This is a genomic window from Paenarthrobacter aurescens, from assembly GCF_041549525.1.
GTDB classification, from domain to species: domain Bacteria; phylum Actinomycetota; class Actinomycetes; order Actinomycetales; family Micrococcaceae; genus Arthrobacter; species Arthrobacter aurescens.
In genome coordinates this window covers 3,645,846-3,663,198 of the sequence record NZ_CP157456.1, presented here as the reverse complement: position 1 = coordinate 3,663,198, position 17,353 = coordinate 3,645,846, and the positions used below count along the sequence as shown (strand labels likewise).

The following is a 17,353-nucleotide window of genomic DNA, read 5'->3' as shown; positions in this document are numbered from 1 at the left end:
GCGCTGTTGGTCGAGCTACTCCGCGAACAGCGCCGCCAGGTCGTCCGCCGTCAACGAGCCACCGGCCAGGGCATCGCCTTCCATCACGTCCGCGAACAGCTGTGATTTCTTGGTCTTCAACGCCATGACCTTCTCTTCGATGGTGTCCTTGGCCACCAGCCGGTAGACCATCACGTTCCTGGCCTGCCCAATACGGTGGGTGCGGTCCACGGCCTGGGCTTCGGACGCCGGGTTCCACCAGGGATCCAGCAGGAACACGTAATCTGCCTCGGTCAGGTTGAGTCCGAACCCACCGGCCTTCAGCGAAATCAGGAACACCGGAGCGGCACCGTTCTTGAATTCACTGACGACGTCGCCGCGGTTGCGGGTGCTGCCATCGAGGTAGCAATATTCCACGCCTTCGGCATCCAAACGCTCGCGAACCTTGCCCAGGAACCCGGTGAACTGGCTGAAAATCAGTGCCCGGTGTCCCTCGGAAATGAGGTCCTCCAGTTGTTCGAACAGCACGTCCAGCTTGGAAGACCGCACTCCGGATAGCGACGAATCCACCAACGACGCATCCAAGCTCAGCTGCCGTAGCAACGTCAGCGATTGGAAGATGGTGAACCGGTTCTTGTTCACATCATCGATCAAGCCCAGGATCTTCTGCCGTTCGCGCTGCAGATGCGTCTGGTAAACCTTCTGGTGCCGCGGGTTCAGCACCACTTCAAGGATCTGTTCCTGCTTGGGCGGCAGGTCCTTGATGACTTGCTCTTTGGTGCGGCGCATCATGAGCGGACGCACACGACGCCGGAGCTTGCCCAGCTGTGCGGAATCGCCGTTCTTTTCCACCGGCTTTTGGTAGTTCTCCGCGAACCGTTTGGGGCTCGGGAACAGTCCCGGCGCCACAATGGAGGTCAGCGCCCAGAACTCCATGAGGTTGTTCTCCAGAGGCGTGCCCGTGATCGCCAGCTTGAACCGCGCCGGCAGCTTGCGAGCGCATTGGTAGGCCTTGGACTGGTGATTCTTCACGAACTGCGCCTCATCGAGCATCAGCCCCGCCCATTGGAAGGACGCGTAGGCATCGTAGTCAATGCGGAAGAGGGCATAGGAGGTAATAACGACGTCGGCACCCGCCAACGCTTCGGCAGGGGACAGGCCGCTCTTGGCGAAGGTTTCACCGACGGTCCGCACCACCAGTCCCGGGGCAAAACGCTGCGCTTCAGCTGCCCAGTTGCTCACCACACTGGTGGGGGCCACTACAAGGAATGGTGCCCGCGGGGTCACCTCGGAAGAATCACCCTGAGCGGCCGCAGCCGTTTCCGCAGCCAGGTCCTTGGCCGCACAGATTAGCGCGATGGCCTGCACGGTCTTACCCAAGCCCATGTCGTCAGCCAGCACACCCCCGAGGCTGTGCTTGTACAGGAAGCTGAGCCAGTTGAAACCCTCAAGCTGGTACGGACGCAGCTCAGCGTTAAGTCCCGCTGGGAGCGGAAGCCCGGTCACGCCGTCGTCGAGCAGTCCACCAACGGCCTCGCGCCACGCGGCGGCCTGTTCGTCCACGATCCCCAGCTGGGCGAGCTCGTCCCAGAGACCGGCCTGGAAGCGGCTGATCTGCAGTGTGCCGTCCTTGTTGTCCGGGTTGTCCTGCAAGGACCGGGCTTCGTCAATCAGCGCCCGGAGTTGGTGCAACTCGGGAAGATCCAGTGAGAAGTAGGCGCCGCTGGGCAGCAGCATGCGGCTCATCCCGGCGGCGAGCGCGGAGAACACGGCGGCGAAGGAAACAGGTTCGCCTTCGAGGGTGATCACGATGCCGAGGTCGAACCAGTCGCCGCTTGCCGTTTCCTTGGTGGAGATGGACACCACGGGCGCTTCGGCGGCCTCACGGTAGTCGGCGATGTCGCCGGAGGTTTCCACCACCACGTCGGGCAGGTCCTTGAGTGCTGGCAGCACCTCTTCGGTGAACGCCAATGTATCCAGGCCACTGAGCTCCGCGGTGGCAGCGATGCGGGGCGCACCCCAGCCGCCTGTCGCCGATTCGGCGAGCGCGGGCACCACGTCCCACGGCCTCCCCAGCGACTCCAGAATCCGGGCTTCTTCAAGGTCATCGCGGTAGCCGCGATCGTCCGGGTGCCTCCACAAGGGCTGGGCGGTGACAAGGGTGCCCGATTTGTAGTGCCATTCCCAGTGCAGCCGGACCTTGTGGTCCGTGCCGTAGTTGGCCAGCAGGGACAGGGTGGGCACAGCCAGCGTGGGCAGCTCCACCGATTCATCCGCGGCCTGCACGGGCGTGGATTGCCGCAGCTTCGGGTAGAACGAGGTCAGGAACCGGCTCTCATCCTCGGCCGGGATCTGAAGTGTGTCGCCATCCATGACGAACTCCAGCAACTCATCACTGATGCCCCCTTCCATAGGGGCGAGGGTGATGAGGTTCTTCTGCTGGGGCACGCCCGGCAGGGTTTCTCCGGAGTGCGTGAAGAAAATTCCGTTGGCCGGCTTGCCCAGAAAACCCACGGATCCGGGATCCACGGCTTCCCCACCCAGGGTGACTGACGGCGCGAGCTGCAGGCCGCCGTCGGGCGCTTCATGCTTTGCGGTGTCCGGATCGGTGGCCAGGCGCGCCAAACTGAGTCCGACGACGGCGGGTTGCGTCTCGACGCGGACAGGCTCGCTACCAGCGGAATGAATGAGCGGGATGCCGGCTTTGGTGGCCTCGGCGAGGAGGGTCCAGAGGTTCTTGGCCGCGAAATCGTTCAGGCTCAGCCACATGGCTCCGGAGGGTTGCTGCCGGCCGTTGCTTGAACCGTGGGCAGCCAGGAAAGTCTGAAGCCATTCGACGTGGACCTCGTTGAATTCACGCCGGAAGCTGACGTAGCTGAGGTTGTTCCAGGAGACGTCGCCGCGGATCCATTTACCCTTGGCACCCATCATGACCGGGCGCGCTTTGAGCTGGCGGACACTGCGCATGGGATCGCGTCGGCCTGTGTAGGAGAAGTGGGCCGCCGGCTCCTCAATCTCGAACTGAAGCGCCAACTGGATGCCCGCAGCACTGGGAGCCGTGCCGGGCTTGGTGATCAGCCTGTTGAGGGCTTGTTCCCAGGCAGGACGGGCGGCACTGCCCTGTTGCCCCGAACCTGCGCGTGAGGTCTGGATCCCAGGGGCTTGGGAGAGGAGCTGGGCGCGGATAGTGGGGTGGTCCTCCGCCGTGAAGAGCAGCGCGGCCACATGCTTGCAGTCCTTACGGACCGGGCAGCTGCAAATACCCACAGTGCAGCTCCAGCCGCTGGGCTTGCGAACCAGTTTTGCCGACGTCGAATACGGCTGCGGACCGGTGCCGCGAACCTTGCCCATCAGGAGGCCCGTGGCCGCGTCGAAAGAAATCCCGTTCACGCGGCTGCCCATGGCATAAGCCAGTCCGGCCGCGAGCGAGCGGTCCGTGATGGCAGGAGTCTGAATGGCCAGTTCCCAGTTTTCGTCTGTGTGGGACGGCATGCGCAGGGCTACTTTCGGCAGGAGGATATCTGTTCAATCTTAGTCAGCAGAAAACGGCTCCCAAACTTCGCCCTCCGTTAACCTCATCCTCGATTGCTGCGCCGCTCCCGCGCGTACGTTGAAAGGGTCCGGAGCACCATCAGCTTTCAGCAGTGAGGATTTCCCATGACTACCAACGAGTACGCCGTTGTCCTGAACAAGACCAGCTTCGAAGCCGGCAACGCGGATGTGGTGGATTCCAATGTCAACGTGGTGAACCACATGTACCAAGAGCTCCTCAACAGCGACGAAATCGCCACCGCAGCGCTCAACAGCTACTTCGTGGATTTCTACCTCACCCAGGCTTTGTCAGGCGGCTTCGCCCAGTACGTCTTCACCGCGCCGGAGCGTGAAGAAGTGGACGCTTTCGTGCGGGCAGGGCTTGAGGGAATGGGCGCCGTCCGCCACCTTGATCTGTTCAACCGCACCGCAGCTGCCTTTGATACGTTGAGCGGCGACGAAGCCGAGGCCTACCTCGACGGCGAACTGGACGAGTCCGAAACTCCGCCAGCTTCCGTGGTCGCCCTGGACGAGCTCGACGGCGAGTTTGAAGCGCTGCTGGAAGAAGAGGACATCATCGAACTCAGCGCCGCATACCTGCGCGATCAGTCCGCCCTGCTGGTTCTCTCCGACGAAGAAATCGAAGAGCACATCGCCCAGCGCGTCGCCCAGATCCCTGACCTGGCCGAGCGTCAGGCCGAAGCCGACGAAGAAGCCCTCGCCAACGCCCCCGAGTTCGAGGTCATCATCCGCGAACTCTGCGACGTGGCCGGCTACGCCCTCGAAAAGATCACCATGGGCGACCCCAACTACGAGCACGACGGCGTCAAGACCCTCGCCTGGCACTTCTCCACCGACCACGGCGACTACCTCATGATCGAGGACGACGACGAGGCCTTCATGATCCACCCGGAGACCAAGGAAATCATCGCGGCCGTCGAGTTCGAAGAGTCCGAGGAATTCGCCGACGCGTAAGCCTTCTCACCGCCGGGATCGCCGGAACGCTGCAGGATCGCCGGATAACTCCAGCGATCTGGACGCGTTCCGGCGATCTGGGCACCCCCGGCGGGCTCGGCTAGGCCGTTTTGGCGCGGCGGAGCTTCACGAAGCCCCAAATGATGGACACTTGCCAACCGGCAAGAAGGCCAATCCAGATCCAGTCCACACCGCGGCTTGTTGCATTGATGACCATGGCCGTCAGGCCCAAAGCCCACGCAACTTCTTGCAGCGCGAGGAACCCCAGGTTCGGCGGGTTCTTGGTTGTTGTTTTCTCTGCCATGTTCTCTCCCCCAATGAGTGGCTTGCAGTCTAGCTGTTCTGATCCAGCGCCTTGGCGAGGTACCCGAGCAGCTCGTCGTCGACGTCGTCCATTGATCTCAGCCGCACGCGGCGGTCGAAGAAGTCTCCCTCACGGACCTTCACTGCTTCAAGTCTGCCTTCGGCTGGAGCATCCAGGCGGAGGACCACATCAACGGTGGTGTTGTTGGCCCGGGTGACTTGGGCGAACTTCCGACGAGGGCTGTGGAGCGATACGTAGCCTTTTCGCATTTGAATCTCCACGCCTTCAGTTTCGGCGGACCAGGCCAGCAGTGCGTCGGCTATGGGACGCAGCTGCGGGTGGTTGACGTATTGTCCGTCGATTAGTTCGTCGGCATCCCGGAGCATGAACCCGGGATAGCCGAACATCTCCCACGAGACCGCGTACTGTGCGTAGCCGGTGACGCCGTGGTCCTCGCGCATCCAGTCCCGGAGTTCGGCGTCGTTCTTCAGGCCTCTGGCTCGGCCCTCTGCTGCCCACCAGTGAACGTCCCTCCCGGTCTTGCGCAGAAGCAACGCCTGATTGCTGTCCACCATGGTTTGCCAGGTCTTGGCCGCCTTAGCATGAGAAGTCTCGCTCATCTCCCGATCCTAGCCCGGGCCTTGCACCAGGGTTTGCGGGCGACGACGCTGCAGCGCACAGACTTTGACTGTGCCAGGATGCTTATTCGCAGGCTTGGCGCGTTTTTGGCGACTGGAGGGCTGAACCTTTTCGATGCGTGCGTCGTCGTATAAGCGAGAGGCAGAAGAAGGAGGTGACTATGCCGTTGGACGAAGACGTGGTGGCAGCGATTTACCGCGACCACGGCACAGCTCTGAAGCGCTTTGTTCTCAGCTGCACCTCCGATGCTCATCAGGCTGACGACGTCGTTCAGGAAACCATCCTCAAGGTGTGGCAGCACGCCCCGCAGATCACGGGGAGCCTGCGGAGCTACCTGTTCCGGACGGCTCGCAACGTCATCATCGACAACTACAGGAAATCCCAACGCCGGCCCTCCGAATCAGGCGAGCAGGACCTCCCGGACCACCCCGCAACCGAGCGAGTTGATGAACTTCTGAACCGGGTGCTTATGGAAGAGGCCTTGCTCCGGCTTAGTCGCGAGCACCGTCAGGTTCTGGTGGCCCTTCACTATCAAAGGTTTACCGTCAGTGAGGCGGCACTCCAGCTGAACATCCCTGCCGGAACCGTGAAATCCCGGGCTTTCTACGCGGTGAAAGCCCTCCGAACAATCCTCGATGAAATGGAGGTGGAACGATGAACGGCAACTCCGTCCACCAGTTGCTGGGCGCCTACCTGCTGGGTGGGCTGGAGCTCCAGGAAGTGCGCACGTTTGAAGACCACCTCGCCACCTGTGCTGATTGTCGCCACGAGTTGGAGCAACTTGAGAGCCTCCCGGCTTTGCTCGACTCTGTCCCCGCCGCTGACGCAGTAGCGCTCGCCGTCGCCGGAAGCGCGAACCCGCTCTCTCCCTTGGATCCGAAACCGGAACTGCTACCCGAAAAGGTCCTGGTGGACTTGTCCGTCCGCCGACGGAAATCACGACGCCGGTGGGCAGCTTTGGTGGGCACCGTTGCCGCTGCCTGCCTTGCTGTTGGTTTCCTCGCAGGGCCGCTGCTGAATCAACCTCCCAAACCTGATGCCAGCTACTCGGTCCAATCAGGAGACGGGCTGGAACTGACCGTGGGCATGGTGAAGAAAAACTGGGGCACGGAGCTGGAGGTGGAGGGACGCTCCATGCCGCTCGAAGGGACGCTTTACCTTTGGGTGAAGGGCCGGGACGGGGCAGAAGAGCGCACGTGCGGATGGACGGCCACAGCCAGCGGCCGGATCAAGATCACGGGCGCCACACCGGTGCAGTTGGCTGGCATCGCTGGTGTTGAACTTCGCGATGAAACCCAAAAGACTGTGGCCTCAATTTCGGTGCCGTAGATTGCTTAGTGCTCTGTGACTCAAGTGCCGGGAACGCTTTCGCCTTGCGAGCGGAGTTCTGCCACGAGTGCAGGATCCTCGCAAGCCCGAGCAAACGCCTCAATCCGGCGTTCAATCTCCCGGCCGAGCACCCAGCTTCCAATCCTTTCGGCCACGGGTTTCAGCAGGGCCGGACGGCAGGAAAAGGTGTACTTCCAGACTGCCCGCGTGCCTCCGTTGTCCGGTGTGAACCTCCAACCACCTCCGAAGGTCTCAAAGAACCACGGCCCTGAAACCATGGTCATGCCCACATTCCTGGGAGGCATGTAGGAAACGTATTCGCTCACCATTTTCAGGCCCATGCGGGAGACCGTTCGCGTCCTGACGCCTTTGCCAGCCGCAGTGGCTCCGTCCAGAAAGGCCTGGGCGGAAATGAATGGGTCCCATTTCAGCCGGAACGCCCCGGTGGTCTGGGAGAGAGCGAAGGCGGTCTCCGGATCCAGCCGGATGAATCGTTCGGCACGTACCTGTGGCATTTAGAACCCCTGACCTGAGCCGAGCACCAGGAACACCATGAAGACAATGCCAAAGATGTTGACCGCCATGATGGCTAAACCGATGATCCCCGTAATGCGCCCGGCGTTCATGCGTCCGGCCCGGAAGACGGCGATCAACCCACTCACCACAGCAACGATCGCCAGCACCACCGAAATCCCCGCCAGGATCAGCGCACCAAACCACCACGAGTCATTGCCCTCGTTGTAACGGCTCATGGCGGATGCCACGGCGGCGATGCCCAAAGGAATGCTGACCACCGCGGCGATGGGAGCGAGCACGGCTGCGATGATGCTCGTGATACCGGCACCCAGCCCGGGATTGCCCAGACGTTGCGGCGGTTGATAATGCCCGATCGGTGGCTGATAGCTCATAATTCCCCCAAAGTCCGTTGGCTAAAGCTTGCGATACGTGAGATCGAAGATCATGCGCCCGGCCTCATGCGCTTTATTTTCAAAGCTTGTCCGGATCCTGCCATCGAACCGCGGAGCCCAGCCGCCTTCCTCATCCACGCCCTGGTTCGGCCCGGTGTGCTCGGTACTCACGGGGGCGCGGCCTTCCCTGACGGGTGCCCCGCCAACGACGGACTCGACGCCGGACTGCCACACTTGCGTCAGCGGGCTCTCCTCGCCGCTGCGCTCGCCTTCGTGCATGTTCTCGAACTCAGTGGATCCTGCGAGCACTTCGCGGACGTGCACTGCGTAGTTGGACCAGTCGGTGGCGATGCGCCAGTAGCCGCCCTTTCGGAGTGCCTTTGCAGCTACCGAAGCGAAGGCAGGCTGGATGAGGCGGCGCTTGTGGTGGCGCGCCTTGTGCCATGGGTCCGGGAAGAACACCCAAAGTTCACTGACCGAGCCCTCCGGGAGCATGGACTCCAGGACCTCGGGGGCGTTGGCTTCCACTACGCGCACGTTGGTCAGACCGCGGCTGTTGATCTTGATGATGGTGTTGGCCAGGCCCGGGGTGTAGACCTCTACTGCGAGGAAGTCCTTGTCCGGGTTTTGCTCCGCGGCGTGAACCACAGCATCTCCCAGGCCGGAGCCGATTTCCACGATCAAGGGTGCCTTGCGCCCAAAGACTGCCTCGGCGTCGAAAGTGTAGTCAGGGTGGACGGAGGTGTTGGCAACATGGCGCGGGACTTGAATGGCCCAGCGCTCGGCGTGCTCTTCCCAGGCTGCCTGCCGGCGTCCCTGCAAACGGGTGCCGCGGCGCACGAAACTGACCGGTCGGCCGCCGTAGGTGCCGAAGGAGGCTTGGCTGCCGGGCGTGACGGGGCGCGGGGAATCTGGGGTTTCACTCATCACTTCCAGAATACTTGGGTTGGGAGGGGTAGTTAGGCCGGGGTTCAGTTGCGAAGCACCATCAAGAGCAACACCAGCCCTTCGAGTCCTGCAATACAAAGCCCGAAGATCCCAAACATCCACGCGATGGTCCGCTGCCCATCGGCGTCGCGGTCTTTGGCCAGCCTGAGACAGGTCAGGCCACAGACCGCCGCCCCGAGCCAGCAAGCTCCGGTGGGGACCAGGAGAATGGTTTGCGCAGCAATTGCGTACGGGGGTGACTCAGCGCCGAACATGAAGAACATCCCCACGGGGTAGACCATCATGAAGACAATGGGCACCCCCATGGCCAGTGCCAAACTCCAAATGCTTACCTTCAACCCCGGCGGGCGCGAATTTCCTGGGTCCGACTTCTGACAAGCCGGCAGAGGAAGCTCGGAAGCAGTGGAATGTGGTGAAGGGTCCAGGGTCTTGTCCATGCCTTCAACGCTATGGATCGCGATGCTGCAGAGGCAGGGTAAACCGTTCCTATGTGGATAACTCTGCGAAGGCAGCTGGTCATGTACCCCTCGCCATATAACGCTCACTGGTCATATCCAGCCGAGCGGGCACTGATCACGCCGCACTGACAGAATAGGACGTGTGACCTCCTCCAAGACCCCCGGCTACCCAGAGAAGTCAGTCCTCCCAGCAATAGCAGTGGACGCTGAGATTGACGAAGAGCCCGCACCGGACCCCACACAACTCCGCGGCAAGAGGGGTCTCGTGTACCTCGGCATCTGTCTGGTTTTGATCGGACTGAACCTGCGCACAGTCTTCTCCAGCTTCTCCGCGGTGCTCCCGGAAATAACGTCCGACGCCGCTCTGCCGGGCTGGTCGCTGGTGGTCCTGACAACCGTGCCTGTGACACTGCTTGGGGTCTTCGCACCACTCGCCCCCATCCTGGCACGCAGATTCGGCGCTGAGCGTGTGCTCCTCGGGGCCATGGCAGTCCTCACGGCGGGCTTGCTCCTGCGGCCCTTTGAGGTCCCGGGAATGGGTCACCTGCCCGCACTGCTGGCCGGAACAGCTGCGTGTGGTGCCGCAATTGCGCTGTGCAACGTCCTTCTCCCGGGCGTCGTCAAACGGGATTTTCCGCACCGTTTGGGCCTCATGGGTGGTCTTTACACCACGGCGATCTGTGCGTCTGCTGCTCTCGGCGCGGGCTTTACCTATCCGGTCTTTACGGCAACCGGCCACTGGACCTCGGCGCTGTGGTTCTGGGCGGTTCCTGCCGGCGTCGTACTTTTGCTGTTCCTGCCGTTGGCAATCCGCCAGCCAGCCGTGAAACATCAAGCGGTTCACGGCGGTGTGAACGTGTGGCGGTCTTCAGTGGCGTGGCAGGTGACCATGTTCATGGTGCTGCAGGCCATGATGTCGTTCAGCGTGTTCGCATGGATGGCGCCCATCCTGCGTGACCGGGGGATCGACGGCGGAACGGCCGGGCTGATCGTTTCGGTGTCGATCGTGTTGCAGATGCTGGGCTCCCTCTTTGCCCCTGCCTTGGCCACGCGCTTCAAGGACCAGCGGATCATCAACATGGTGGTGGCGCTGATGACCGGGGGCGGTTTTGCGCTCACCATTTTTGGCCCCACGGAACTCATCTGGGTCTGGACCGGGCTCAACGGGCTGGGGCAGGGGTCCCTCACTGCCGTGGCTCTCACCATGATCATGGTCCGCACGCGAGACGCCCACACTGCCGCGCACCTGTCCGGAATGATGCAGGGCGTCGGCTACGGGGTAGGTTCGCTGGGCACACTGATGGTGGGGCAACTTCATCAGGCCACGGGCGGATTCGCGGCGGCTGGAATCCTGTTCCTGGTGGTCGGATCCTTGGCCGCATTCTTCGGATACCGGGCAGGCCGGGACCGCTTCGTTTAACGTTGTGAGGCCCACTCTGCGTCCCAAAACCCCAGGGAAGAGCGCAGAGCGGGCCTCGCAACGAAAGAGAGCCTAGACGGTCAGGTCCTTGCCCTTGGTCTCCGGGATGGTGAAGGCGAAGACGATGCCCACCAGCAGCAGGATCACTGCGTAGACGTTGAACAGTTGCGCCTGCCCGATGCTGCCGAGCCACGTCTGCAGGTAAGGAGCAGTGCCACCGAAGGCAGCGACGCAAAGGGAGTACGGAACACCGACGCCGATGGTACGGATATGCGTGGGGAACAGCTCGGCGTATACGGCCGGAACAATTGCTGCACTGCCTGCGATGAAGAACAGCATCACGGACATGGACACTGCCAGCTGCCATGGTGAGTCCTTGAGCAGCCACGTCATGGGGAAGTGCAGGAGTGCGGCGCCTGCGGCTGAAGCGATGATCACCGGCTTGCGGCCGATGCGGTCTGACAGTTTTCCCCAGAACGGCAGGGCGGCAATGAACACCACGTTGGCCACCACGCCTGCCCAGAGTGCCTCACCGCGGTCCATTTTCAGTGAGGTCGCGGCGTAGCTGGGGGCCACAACACCCCAGATGTAGTAAACAACCGTCAGGCCAACCGTGAGTCCAATAACCTGCAGGGCCTGCTTGCGGTACTTGATGATCTGGGGCAGGATCGGCAGGCGTTTCTCGTTGGGCGTCTCGGCCTCGAACGCCTCGGTTTCCTTCATCTTGGCCCGCATGAACAGTGCGTAGACACCCAGTGCGCCACCAATGAGGAACGGGATGCGCCAACCCCAGCTGCTCATGTCGTCCTTGCTGAGGGTCGCGGAAAGGATGGCGCCCAGCAGGGTGCCCGCCAGGATCCCGGCCGTTCCGGAGGTGTAGATGAGGGTCGCCCAGAACCCGCGGTGTTCCTTGGGTGCCATCTCGGACAAATAGGTTTGCGACGACGGCAGCTCACCACCGTGGGCAAGGCCCTGGATGAGCCGGGCAATCAGCAGCATTACCGATGCGAAAACGCCTACGGACTCAAACGTGGGGGCAATGCCAATCAGCAGGCTGCCCACCGCGCCCAATGCCACAGCTACGGTCATGGACGTCTTGCGCCCCACCCTGTCGCCGATCCAACCGAATACGAACCCACCGAACGGACGGGCAACGAACCCGACGGCGAAGATCGCCAAGGTGGACAGCATGGCGGACGTGGGGTCGGCGCTGCTGAACAACGCGCTCGCGATGAACGGCGAAAAAGTTGCGTAGATCGCCCAGTCGTACCATTCAACGGCGTTGCCGATGCCGGTGCCAACCAGCGTACGCACGTGCGACTTGTGGACTTTGACGTCGCTGGACGTTCCTACTGTGGTGGTCATGTCATTCTCCAAGATGGGGAGGGGCTGGGAGTTAGTTGCCGGCGAGGGTGGCTATACGGGATACGGCGAGTTCGGCGTACAGCGCCGCGCCGTCGGTGAGGACGCCGTCGTCGAACATTGCGTACGGCGAGTGGTTGAACGGCGACGTCGTATGGTCGGCACCGGGGGCAACAGCACTGAGCCCCACAAAAGTGCCGGGGACTTCAGCCAGGACGCGGGAGAAGTCCTCGGAGCCGCCCAGGGGAGTGGCCATCCGGCTGTGCCTGGATTCGCCGAACATTCCGGCGATGACCTTCTCCGCGGTGGTGGTCTCATCCTCGTTGTTGATGGTGAGGGGGTACTCCTCCTGGTAGTGCACATCCGCCTCCAAACCATGGGCTGCGGCGATGCCGTGGAGCAGCCTGGGTACTGCTTCCATCATCTTCCGCCGCGACTCCTCTGAGAAGGTCCTGATGGTGGCTTCGATCCGTGCGGTCTCAGGAATGACGTTCCGCTTGGTGCCCGCGTGCAGGACGCCGACGGTGAGGACCACGGGATCGAACACGTTGAACTGACGCGTGACCATCACCTGAAGTGCAGTGACCATCTCGGCAGCGGCCGTGACGGGGTCTTTGGCGGAGTGCGGGGCTGAGCCGTGGCCGCCTGCGCCCAGTACTGTGACAACCAGGCCGGCTGAGGAACTGAGCATGACGCCCGGTTTGGTGACGAACTGGCCGTGGGGTTCCAGCGCGGAGAACACGTGCATTCCGTAGGCAGTGTCCGCGCGGCGGCCCGCTGCATCCAGGACGCCTTCCTTGATCATGTAGCTCGCGCCGTCGAAGCCTTCCTCGCCGGGCTGGAACATGAGGATGACGTCCCCTGCCAACTGGTCCTTACGCTCCGCCAGCAACGTGGCGGCGCCGGCCAGCATGGCGGTGTGGAGGTCATGGCCGCAGGCATGCATCGCCCCGTCCACACGGGAGGTGTAGTCCACGCCTGTGGTTTCCTGCACCGGAAGTCCGTCCATGTCTGCGCGCAGCAACACCACAGGCTTCTCAGCTGTTGAATGAGCCGCACCGCCGCGCAGGACTGCTGTGACCGACGTCGTTTCCTTGCCGAGCGTGATCTCGTAGGGCAGACCGTCCAGCGCCTTGAGCACTTTTTCCTGCGTGCGGGGGAGCTGCAGGCCGATTTCCGGTTCGCGGTGAAGATCGTGGCGCAGGCGGACGATGTCCTCCTGAAGTTCCTTGGCATCAGCGGCGATAGTCATGAGTTCTCCTGGTCTTTCCGAGGCGACTGGTTGCTAATGCCATTCTGAGGTGACGTGCTTCACAAGCTCAGAAACAACTGGAAATATGCATGAATGTCTATTTGCAAGCAGCAATCATGCATCAATCTGACAGACTGTAGCTATGGAACTCAGCGAGGAAGATCTCCGTCTGGTCAACACCCTGCAGATCTCACCCCGGATCAGCTGGTCCGACGCCGGCGACGTCCTGGGCGTTCACGCCACCACACTGGCCTCCCGATGGGAACGCCTCAAAGGAGCCGGCGCCGCATGGACCACCGCCCACCTCATGGGCGACCCCAAAGACATGTGCCTGGCCATGGTGGACATCGATTGCGAAATGCACCTCAGACCGGACGTCACCTCCGCAGTGGCCCAGCTCCCGGAGGTCATCACCGTTGAAGAAGCGGCCAGCAACCGTGACCTCACGCTGACCGTCATCACCCGGGACCTGGGACAGTTCAGCACCGAAGTATTGCCCAAACTCAAGGAAATCAGGGGGCTCACCAAGTACCACACGTCCCTCTGCACGCGGATCCACACCAGCGGTTACGCCTGGCGGCTCAACGTCCTCAGCAAAGCCGAACAGCAAGCGATCAGGGCGTTCGCCGGAGCCGAATCAACACAATCAGCCCACGACGCCCCGGTACTCCCGCTCCCCGAAAACCACTTGGCGCTCATCCCGTTCCTGGCCAGGGACGGCCGCGCCACGGCAGCGGAAATCGCCCGGGCCTTGGGCAGAAACCCCGCCACCGTCCAACGTCAACTGGGCAGGGTCCTGAACAGCCGCATGCTGTCCTTCCGCTGCGAAGTTGCCCAACAATTCTCCGGCTTCCCCATCACCGTCCAATGGTTCGCCAACGTTCCCGCAGGAGAGCACCAAGCCGCAGCCACGGAAATGCGCGCCATCCGCAATGTCCGTTTCGCCGCATCCACCACAGGCCGGACCAACTTCACCATGATCATGTGGCTGCGCTCGCTGGCCGACGTCATGGAAATGGAGCTCACCATTCAACAGCGGATCCCGGGCATCGAACTGGTGGAAAGCGTGGTCATGCTGAACACGGCAAAACGGGTGGGATGGATGCTGAATCCGAACTCCACCGCCACAGGGACAGTTGTGGCGCCGTACGGGGAGCTGTTGCCCCAGGGTGTTTAGGCGTGCTTCCTCGCCCTCAGGACCGTGTCCAGGGTGGTGCCGGACTCGCCGTTCGGGCCAGTGACGGTCCGTGCGCGGTCAGTGAGGACGTTGACAAACCACGGCTCACGATCCAGCCGCAGAGCACCCGCCAATTGTTCAGGAGTGAAGAACATGCCGGAATCGTGGTGGTGGCTCCACGAGGGGAGGCCATGCGGGTGATGTCCCACCACCAGCAATGTTCCGCCGGGTGCCACGGCCGCAGCGGCCGAAGCCACCGAATCACGCCACGGAAGGAGCGGGGAGTGAAGGAACTGGGCGGAGACCAGATCGAAGACCGGCTCGGGATCCCATTCGGTGAGGTCCTGTTGCTGCCACGTGATCCGTTCCGCCTGCCCGGTTTCCGCTGCATGGGCAGCTGCCCGCTCAAGCGCGACGGCGGACACGTCCATGGCGGTGACGGTCCAGCCCTGCTGGGCTAACCAGATGGCATCGCCGCCTTCCCCGCAGCCCAGGTCCAGTGCCTTTCCCGGCTTCAGGCCAGTGACCTCGGCAACGAGCTGCGGATTCGGGTTGCCACTCCAAATTTTGGTGCGTTCACGGTACATCCCATCCCACATGTCCACAGCGTTGGCCGCATCCTCGTGGAGGTTCAATCCGCTCTGCTGAGCCCCTTCATGGGTGTGTTGACCGTGCTGGTGAGTGGCGGCGTCGTGCGCGTGTTCAGTCATAAACCAAGCGTGCCGTGGCGCCGCGTCCAAAGGCAATGCCTGTTGCTATTCCGGCAAAGTCCACCGTTGCGCGCCGGCGCCGGACGCGCCGAGCTCGTCCGATGGGTTCTGCAGCGTGCAGGATTTCAGGCTCAAGCAGCCGCAGCCGATGCACCCATCGAGGTCGTTCCGCAGATGCTGCAGCGCGGCGATGCGTTCATCCAGCTCCTTGCGCCACCGCAACGACAACGTGGCCCAGTCACGCTTGGTGGGGGTGCGGCCATCGGGCAGGGAATCCAATGCCTCGCGGATGTCCTTCAGCGGCAAACCCACCCGCTGGGAGGTCTTGATGAAGGCCACCCGCCGTAGCGTGTCCCGCCTGTACCGGCGCTGGTTGCCGGCTGTGCGCTCCGCTTCGATCAGCCCGTTGCGTTCGTAAAAATGAAGGGCCGACGCCGATACTCCACTCCGTTCAGACAGCTCGCCAATGGTGAGGGGCCGGTGCGTTTCGACTGGCGGCATGGTGCTGCTTTCGGTGGTCTGTGTGCGGATTGACCTCAACATTAGTTGAGGTTCTAGGCTGGCGTCCATGACCTCTGACACCTCAACGGCAGGGATACTGCGCCGCCCATACCTGCTGGCCACCGTGGGAGCGTGCGCACTCGTTTTCCTGAGCGCGTTCGAGTCCCTCGCGGTGACCACCATCATGCCGCTCGTCAGCCGCGACCTCGACGGAGCCAGCCTCTACGCACTGGCCTTCGCCGGCCCGCTGGCTACGGGAGTCATGGGCATGGTGGCTGCGGGTAACTGGTCAGATCGTCGCGGTCCTGCGGCACCCCTGTACTCCTCGGTTGCGTTGTTCGTTCTTGGCCTGCTCATCGCCGGTACGGCCGGAACCATGGAAATGCTGGTGCTGGGACGGCTGGTCCAAGGACTCGGCGGAGGTGCCATGACCGTTGCCCTCTACGTGCTGGTGGCCCGCGTCTACCCGCCGGCGTTGCACCCCAAAATCTTCGCCGCATTCGCAGCCTCCTGGGTGGTTCCATCCCTCGTTGGACCGTTCGCCGCAGGTGTAGTAGCCCAGCTCAGCAGCTGGCACTGGGTGTTCCTCGGCGTTGTGGGACTGGTTGTTCCGGCACTGCTGATGGTGGTCCCGGCCGTACGCGGCATGGACTCCGAGCCCGCTGCCGAGCCCGTCCCAGCTGAGCCTGTTCCGTGGGCCTTCGGACGCATGGGATGGGCAGCGCTCGCCGCCGTCGCTGTCCTCGGACTGAACCTGTCCGCAGAGGTGCCGGGTTTCGGCGGGGTGATCGCCGTCGTCGCGCTTGTCATTGCCCTGATCGCGGTGAAGCCGCTGGTTCCGCGGGGAACCCTCACCGCCCGGCGCGGGCTGCCCAGCGTGATCCTGGTGCGGGGATTGGCGTCGGCGGCGTTCTTCGGGGCCGAGGTGTACCTTCCGTACCTGCTGACCGAGCGCTACGCGTTCACGCCCACCTTCGCCGGGCTGACACTGACTGGTGCCGCGCTGGCCTGGGCCGGGGCGTCGGCCATTCAGGGGCGGCTCGGTGCCCGGCTGGCGGACGATCTCGCTGTGAAAATCGGCGCCATTATGGTCCTGATAGCGGTGATCTCCACCCTGGTGACAGCGGCGTTGAGTCTGCCCGCGGCCGTGGCCATTGCCGGGTGGATCCTCGCTGGTGGTGGCATGGGGCTGATGTACCCGCGGCTCTCCGTGATGACGCTGGCGCTGTCCACCGAGGAAAACCAAGGCTTCAACAGCGCGGCCATGTCCATCTCCGACTCCCTCGGCGGGGCGTTGTCTCTGGCCGCTACGGGACTCGTTTTTGCAGCCTTCACTGCCAGCCCCTTCGCTGCGGTCTTCGCGCTGACCGCGATCATCGCCGTCGTCGGGGTTGTCATTGCGCCCCGAGTGGCCGCGCGCGCAGCTTCTCCGGGCGCGGGAATGGGCGCCCCGGATGCGCAACCCGAACTCACCCACCACTCCTGACCCGTTGTGGGGCCTGTTCTGCGTGTTTCGCGAGGCGTGAGCCACGCCAAGCGGGCCCCGCAACGCGAGGGGGGTGAGTTGTGGGGCCTGCTCTGCGTGTTTCAAGAGGCGTGAGCCGCGCAAAGCGGGCCCCGCAACGAGGGTCTGAGCAGCCCCGATGCAGGCCCGCAACAGAAACACTGCTAAGCTAGGAACACTTGATGTGCGGTGACGCCCTGAAGCAGGTGGCCTGACAGGCTGCGCGACGGGGCATTTTTCATGTGAGAGGCACATCCTGCGTCGATGAACGCGTTCTATTTGGTCCCGGCCACCGCTGTTGAAGCGAATCGGTAGACCACCTGACTTTTCCTCGGCGAACCCCTGGCCCAACCGGC

At 62.9% G+C, this 17,353-nt stretch carries 17 protein-coding genes; 6 read left to right on the top strand and 11 right to left on the bottom strand.

Features of this window, described 5'->3' with window-relative positions; all coding sequences use genetic code 11:
• Positions 1 to 15: 15 nt before the first annotated feature.
• A complete protein-coding gene (locus tag ABI796_RS16995; protein ID WP_141280694.1) occupies positions 16 to 3,471 on the bottom strand; it encodes a DEAD/DEAH box helicase in 3,456 nt (1,151 codons plus the stop codon).
• A gap of 165 nt (positions 3,472 to 3,636) precedes the next feature.
• Here ABI796_RS16995 and ABI796_RS16990 point away from each other — a divergent pair, with 165 nt between their 5' ends.
• A complete protein-coding gene (locus ABI796_RS16990; RefSeq protein ID WP_141280696.1) occupies positions 3,637 to 4,485 on the top strand; it encodes a hypothetical protein in 849 nt (282 codons plus the stop codon).
• Positions 4,486 to 4,585: 100 nt separating this feature from the next.
• Here ABI796_RS16990 and ABI796_RS16985 read toward each other — a convergent pair whose 3' ends face one another.
• Together ABI796_RS16985 and ABI796_RS16980 are read right to left on the bottom strand one after the other, a co-directional pair.
• Positions 4,586 to 4,789 carry a hypothetical protein gene (locus ABI796_RS16985; protein ID WP_141280698.1) on the bottom strand — a complete coding sequence of 68 codons (204 nt, stop codon included), beginning with the start codon at positions 4,787 to 4,789 and terminating at the stop codon, positions 4,586 to 4,588.
• Between the two features lie 29 nt (positions 4,790 to 4,818).
• Positions 4,819 to 5,409, bottom strand: a complete 591-nt coding sequence (locus tag ABI796_RS16980; protein ID WP_246095636.1) for a DUF5655 domain-containing protein — start codon at positions 5,407 to 5,409, stop codon at positions 4,819 to 4,821.
• A gap of 179 nt (positions 5,410 to 5,588) precedes the next feature.
• Here ABI796_RS16980 and ABI796_RS16975 point away from each other — a divergent pair, with 179 nt between their 5' ends.
• A complete protein-coding gene (locus ABI796_RS16975) occupies positions 5,589 to 6,086 on the top strand; it encodes a sigma-70 family RNA polymerase sigma factor (RefSeq protein ID WP_141280700.1) in 498 nt (165 codons plus the stop codon).
• Positions 6,083 to 6,757 (top strand): anti-sigma factor, encoded by a 675-nt coding sequence (locus tag ABI796_RS16970; protein ID WP_141280702.1) that lies wholly within the window; start codon positions 6,083 to 6,085, stop codon positions 6,755 to 6,757. Before ABI796_RS16975 ends, ABI796_RS16970 begins: the two co-directional genes overlap by 4 nt.
• Positions 6,758 to 6,777: 20 nt before the next feature.
• Here the strand turns inward: ABI796_RS16970 and ABI796_RS16965 are convergent, their stop codons facing one another.
• The 4 genes from ABI796_RS16965 to ABI796_RS16950 are packed head-to-tail and all read right to left on the bottom strand — an operon-like array spanning position 6,778 to position 8,918.
• Positions 6,778 to 7,272, bottom strand: coding sequence for a type II toxin-antitoxin system RatA family toxin (locus ABI796_RS16965; protein WP_141280704.1), 495 nt, complete (start codon positions 7,270 to 7,272; stop codon positions 6,778 to 6,780).
• Complete coding sequence (locus ABI796_RS16960) at positions 7,273 to 7,665, bottom strand: hypothetical protein (protein ID WP_141280705.1); 393 nt, start codon at positions 7,663 to 7,665, stop codon at positions 7,273 to 7,275. It abuts the gene before it with no gap.
• A 21-nt stretch (positions 7,666 to 7,686) separates the two neighbouring features.
• Positions 7,687 to 8,592: a tRNA (guanosine(46)-N7)-methyltransferase TrmB gene (trmB, locus tag ABI796_RS16955; protein ID WP_141280707.1), complete on the bottom strand. Its 906-nt coding sequence runs from the start codon at positions 8,590 to 8,592 to the stop codon at positions 7,687 to 7,689.
• A 44-nt stretch (positions 8,593 to 8,636) separates the two neighbouring features.
• Positions 8,637 to 8,918: a hypothetical protein gene (locus tag ABI796_RS16950; protein WP_246095637.1), complete on the bottom strand. Its 282-nt coding sequence runs from the start codon at positions 8,916 to 8,918 to the stop codon at positions 8,637 to 8,639.
• Between the two features lie 295 nt (positions 8,919 to 9,213).
• Here ABI796_RS16950 and ABI796_RS16945 point away from each other — a divergent pair, with 295 nt between their 5' ends.
• Positions 9,214 to 10,491 (top strand): CynX/NimT family MFS transporter, encoded by a 1,278-nt coding sequence (locus ABI796_RS16945; RefSeq protein WP_141280711.1) that lies wholly within the window; start codon positions 9,214 to 9,216, stop codon positions 10,489 to 10,491.
• A 72-nt stretch (positions 10,492 to 10,563) separates the two neighbouring features.
• Here ABI796_RS16945 and ABI796_RS16940 read toward each other — a convergent pair whose 3' ends face one another.
• Together ABI796_RS16940 and ABI796_RS16935 are read right to left on the bottom strand one after the other, a co-directional pair.
• Positions 10,564 to 11,856 carry an MFS transporter gene (locus tag ABI796_RS16940; protein ID WP_141280713.1) on the bottom strand — a complete coding sequence of 431 codons (1,293 nt, stop codon included), beginning with the start codon at positions 11,854 to 11,856 and terminating at the stop codon, positions 10,564 to 10,566.
• Between the two features lie 31 nt (positions 11,857 to 11,887).
• The gene (locus tag ABI796_RS16935) at positions 11,888 to 13,105 is read right to left on the bottom strand and encodes a M20 family metallopeptidase (protein ID WP_141280715.1); all 1,218 of its coding nucleotides are present in this window, start codon (positions 13,103 to 13,105) and stop codon (positions 11,888 to 11,890) included.
• A 142-nt stretch (positions 13,106 to 13,247) separates the two neighbouring features.
• On the opposite strand from ABI796_RS16935, the gene ABI796_RS16930 reads away from it, so the two are divergent.
• Positions 13,248 to 14,282 carry an Lrp/AsnC family transcriptional regulator gene (locus ABI796_RS16930; protein WP_141280717.1) on the top strand — a complete coding sequence of 345 codons (1,035 nt, stop codon included), beginning with the start codon at positions 13,248 to 13,250 and terminating at the stop codon, positions 14,280 to 14,282.
• Here ABI796_RS16930 and ABI796_RS16925 read toward each other — a convergent pair.
• Positions 14,279 to 14,992, bottom strand: coding sequence for a cyclopropane-fatty-acyl-phospholipid synthase family protein (locus ABI796_RS16925; RefSeq protein ID WP_373091806.1), 714 nt, complete (start codon positions 14,990 to 14,992; stop codon positions 14,279 to 14,281). The two genes, ABI796_RS16930 and ABI796_RS16925, sit on opposite strands and share 4 nt — an antisense overlap.
• A gap of 45 nt (positions 14,993 to 15,037) precedes the next feature.
• A complete protein-coding gene (gene soxR / locus ABI796_RS16920; RefSeq protein WP_141280721.1) occupies positions 15,038 to 15,562 on the bottom strand; it encodes a redox-sensitive transcriptional activator SoxR in 525 nt (174 codons plus the stop codon).
• Between soxR and ABI796_RS16915 the strand changes: the two genes are divergently transcribed.
• Entirely contained in the window at positions 15,561 to 16,979 is a 1,419-nt protein-coding gene (locus ABI796_RS16915) for an MFS transporter (protein WP_141280723.1), read from the top strand. The two genes, soxR and ABI796_RS16915, sit on opposite strands and share 2 nt — an antisense overlap.
• Positions 16,980 to 17,353 lie beyond the last annotated feature (374 nt).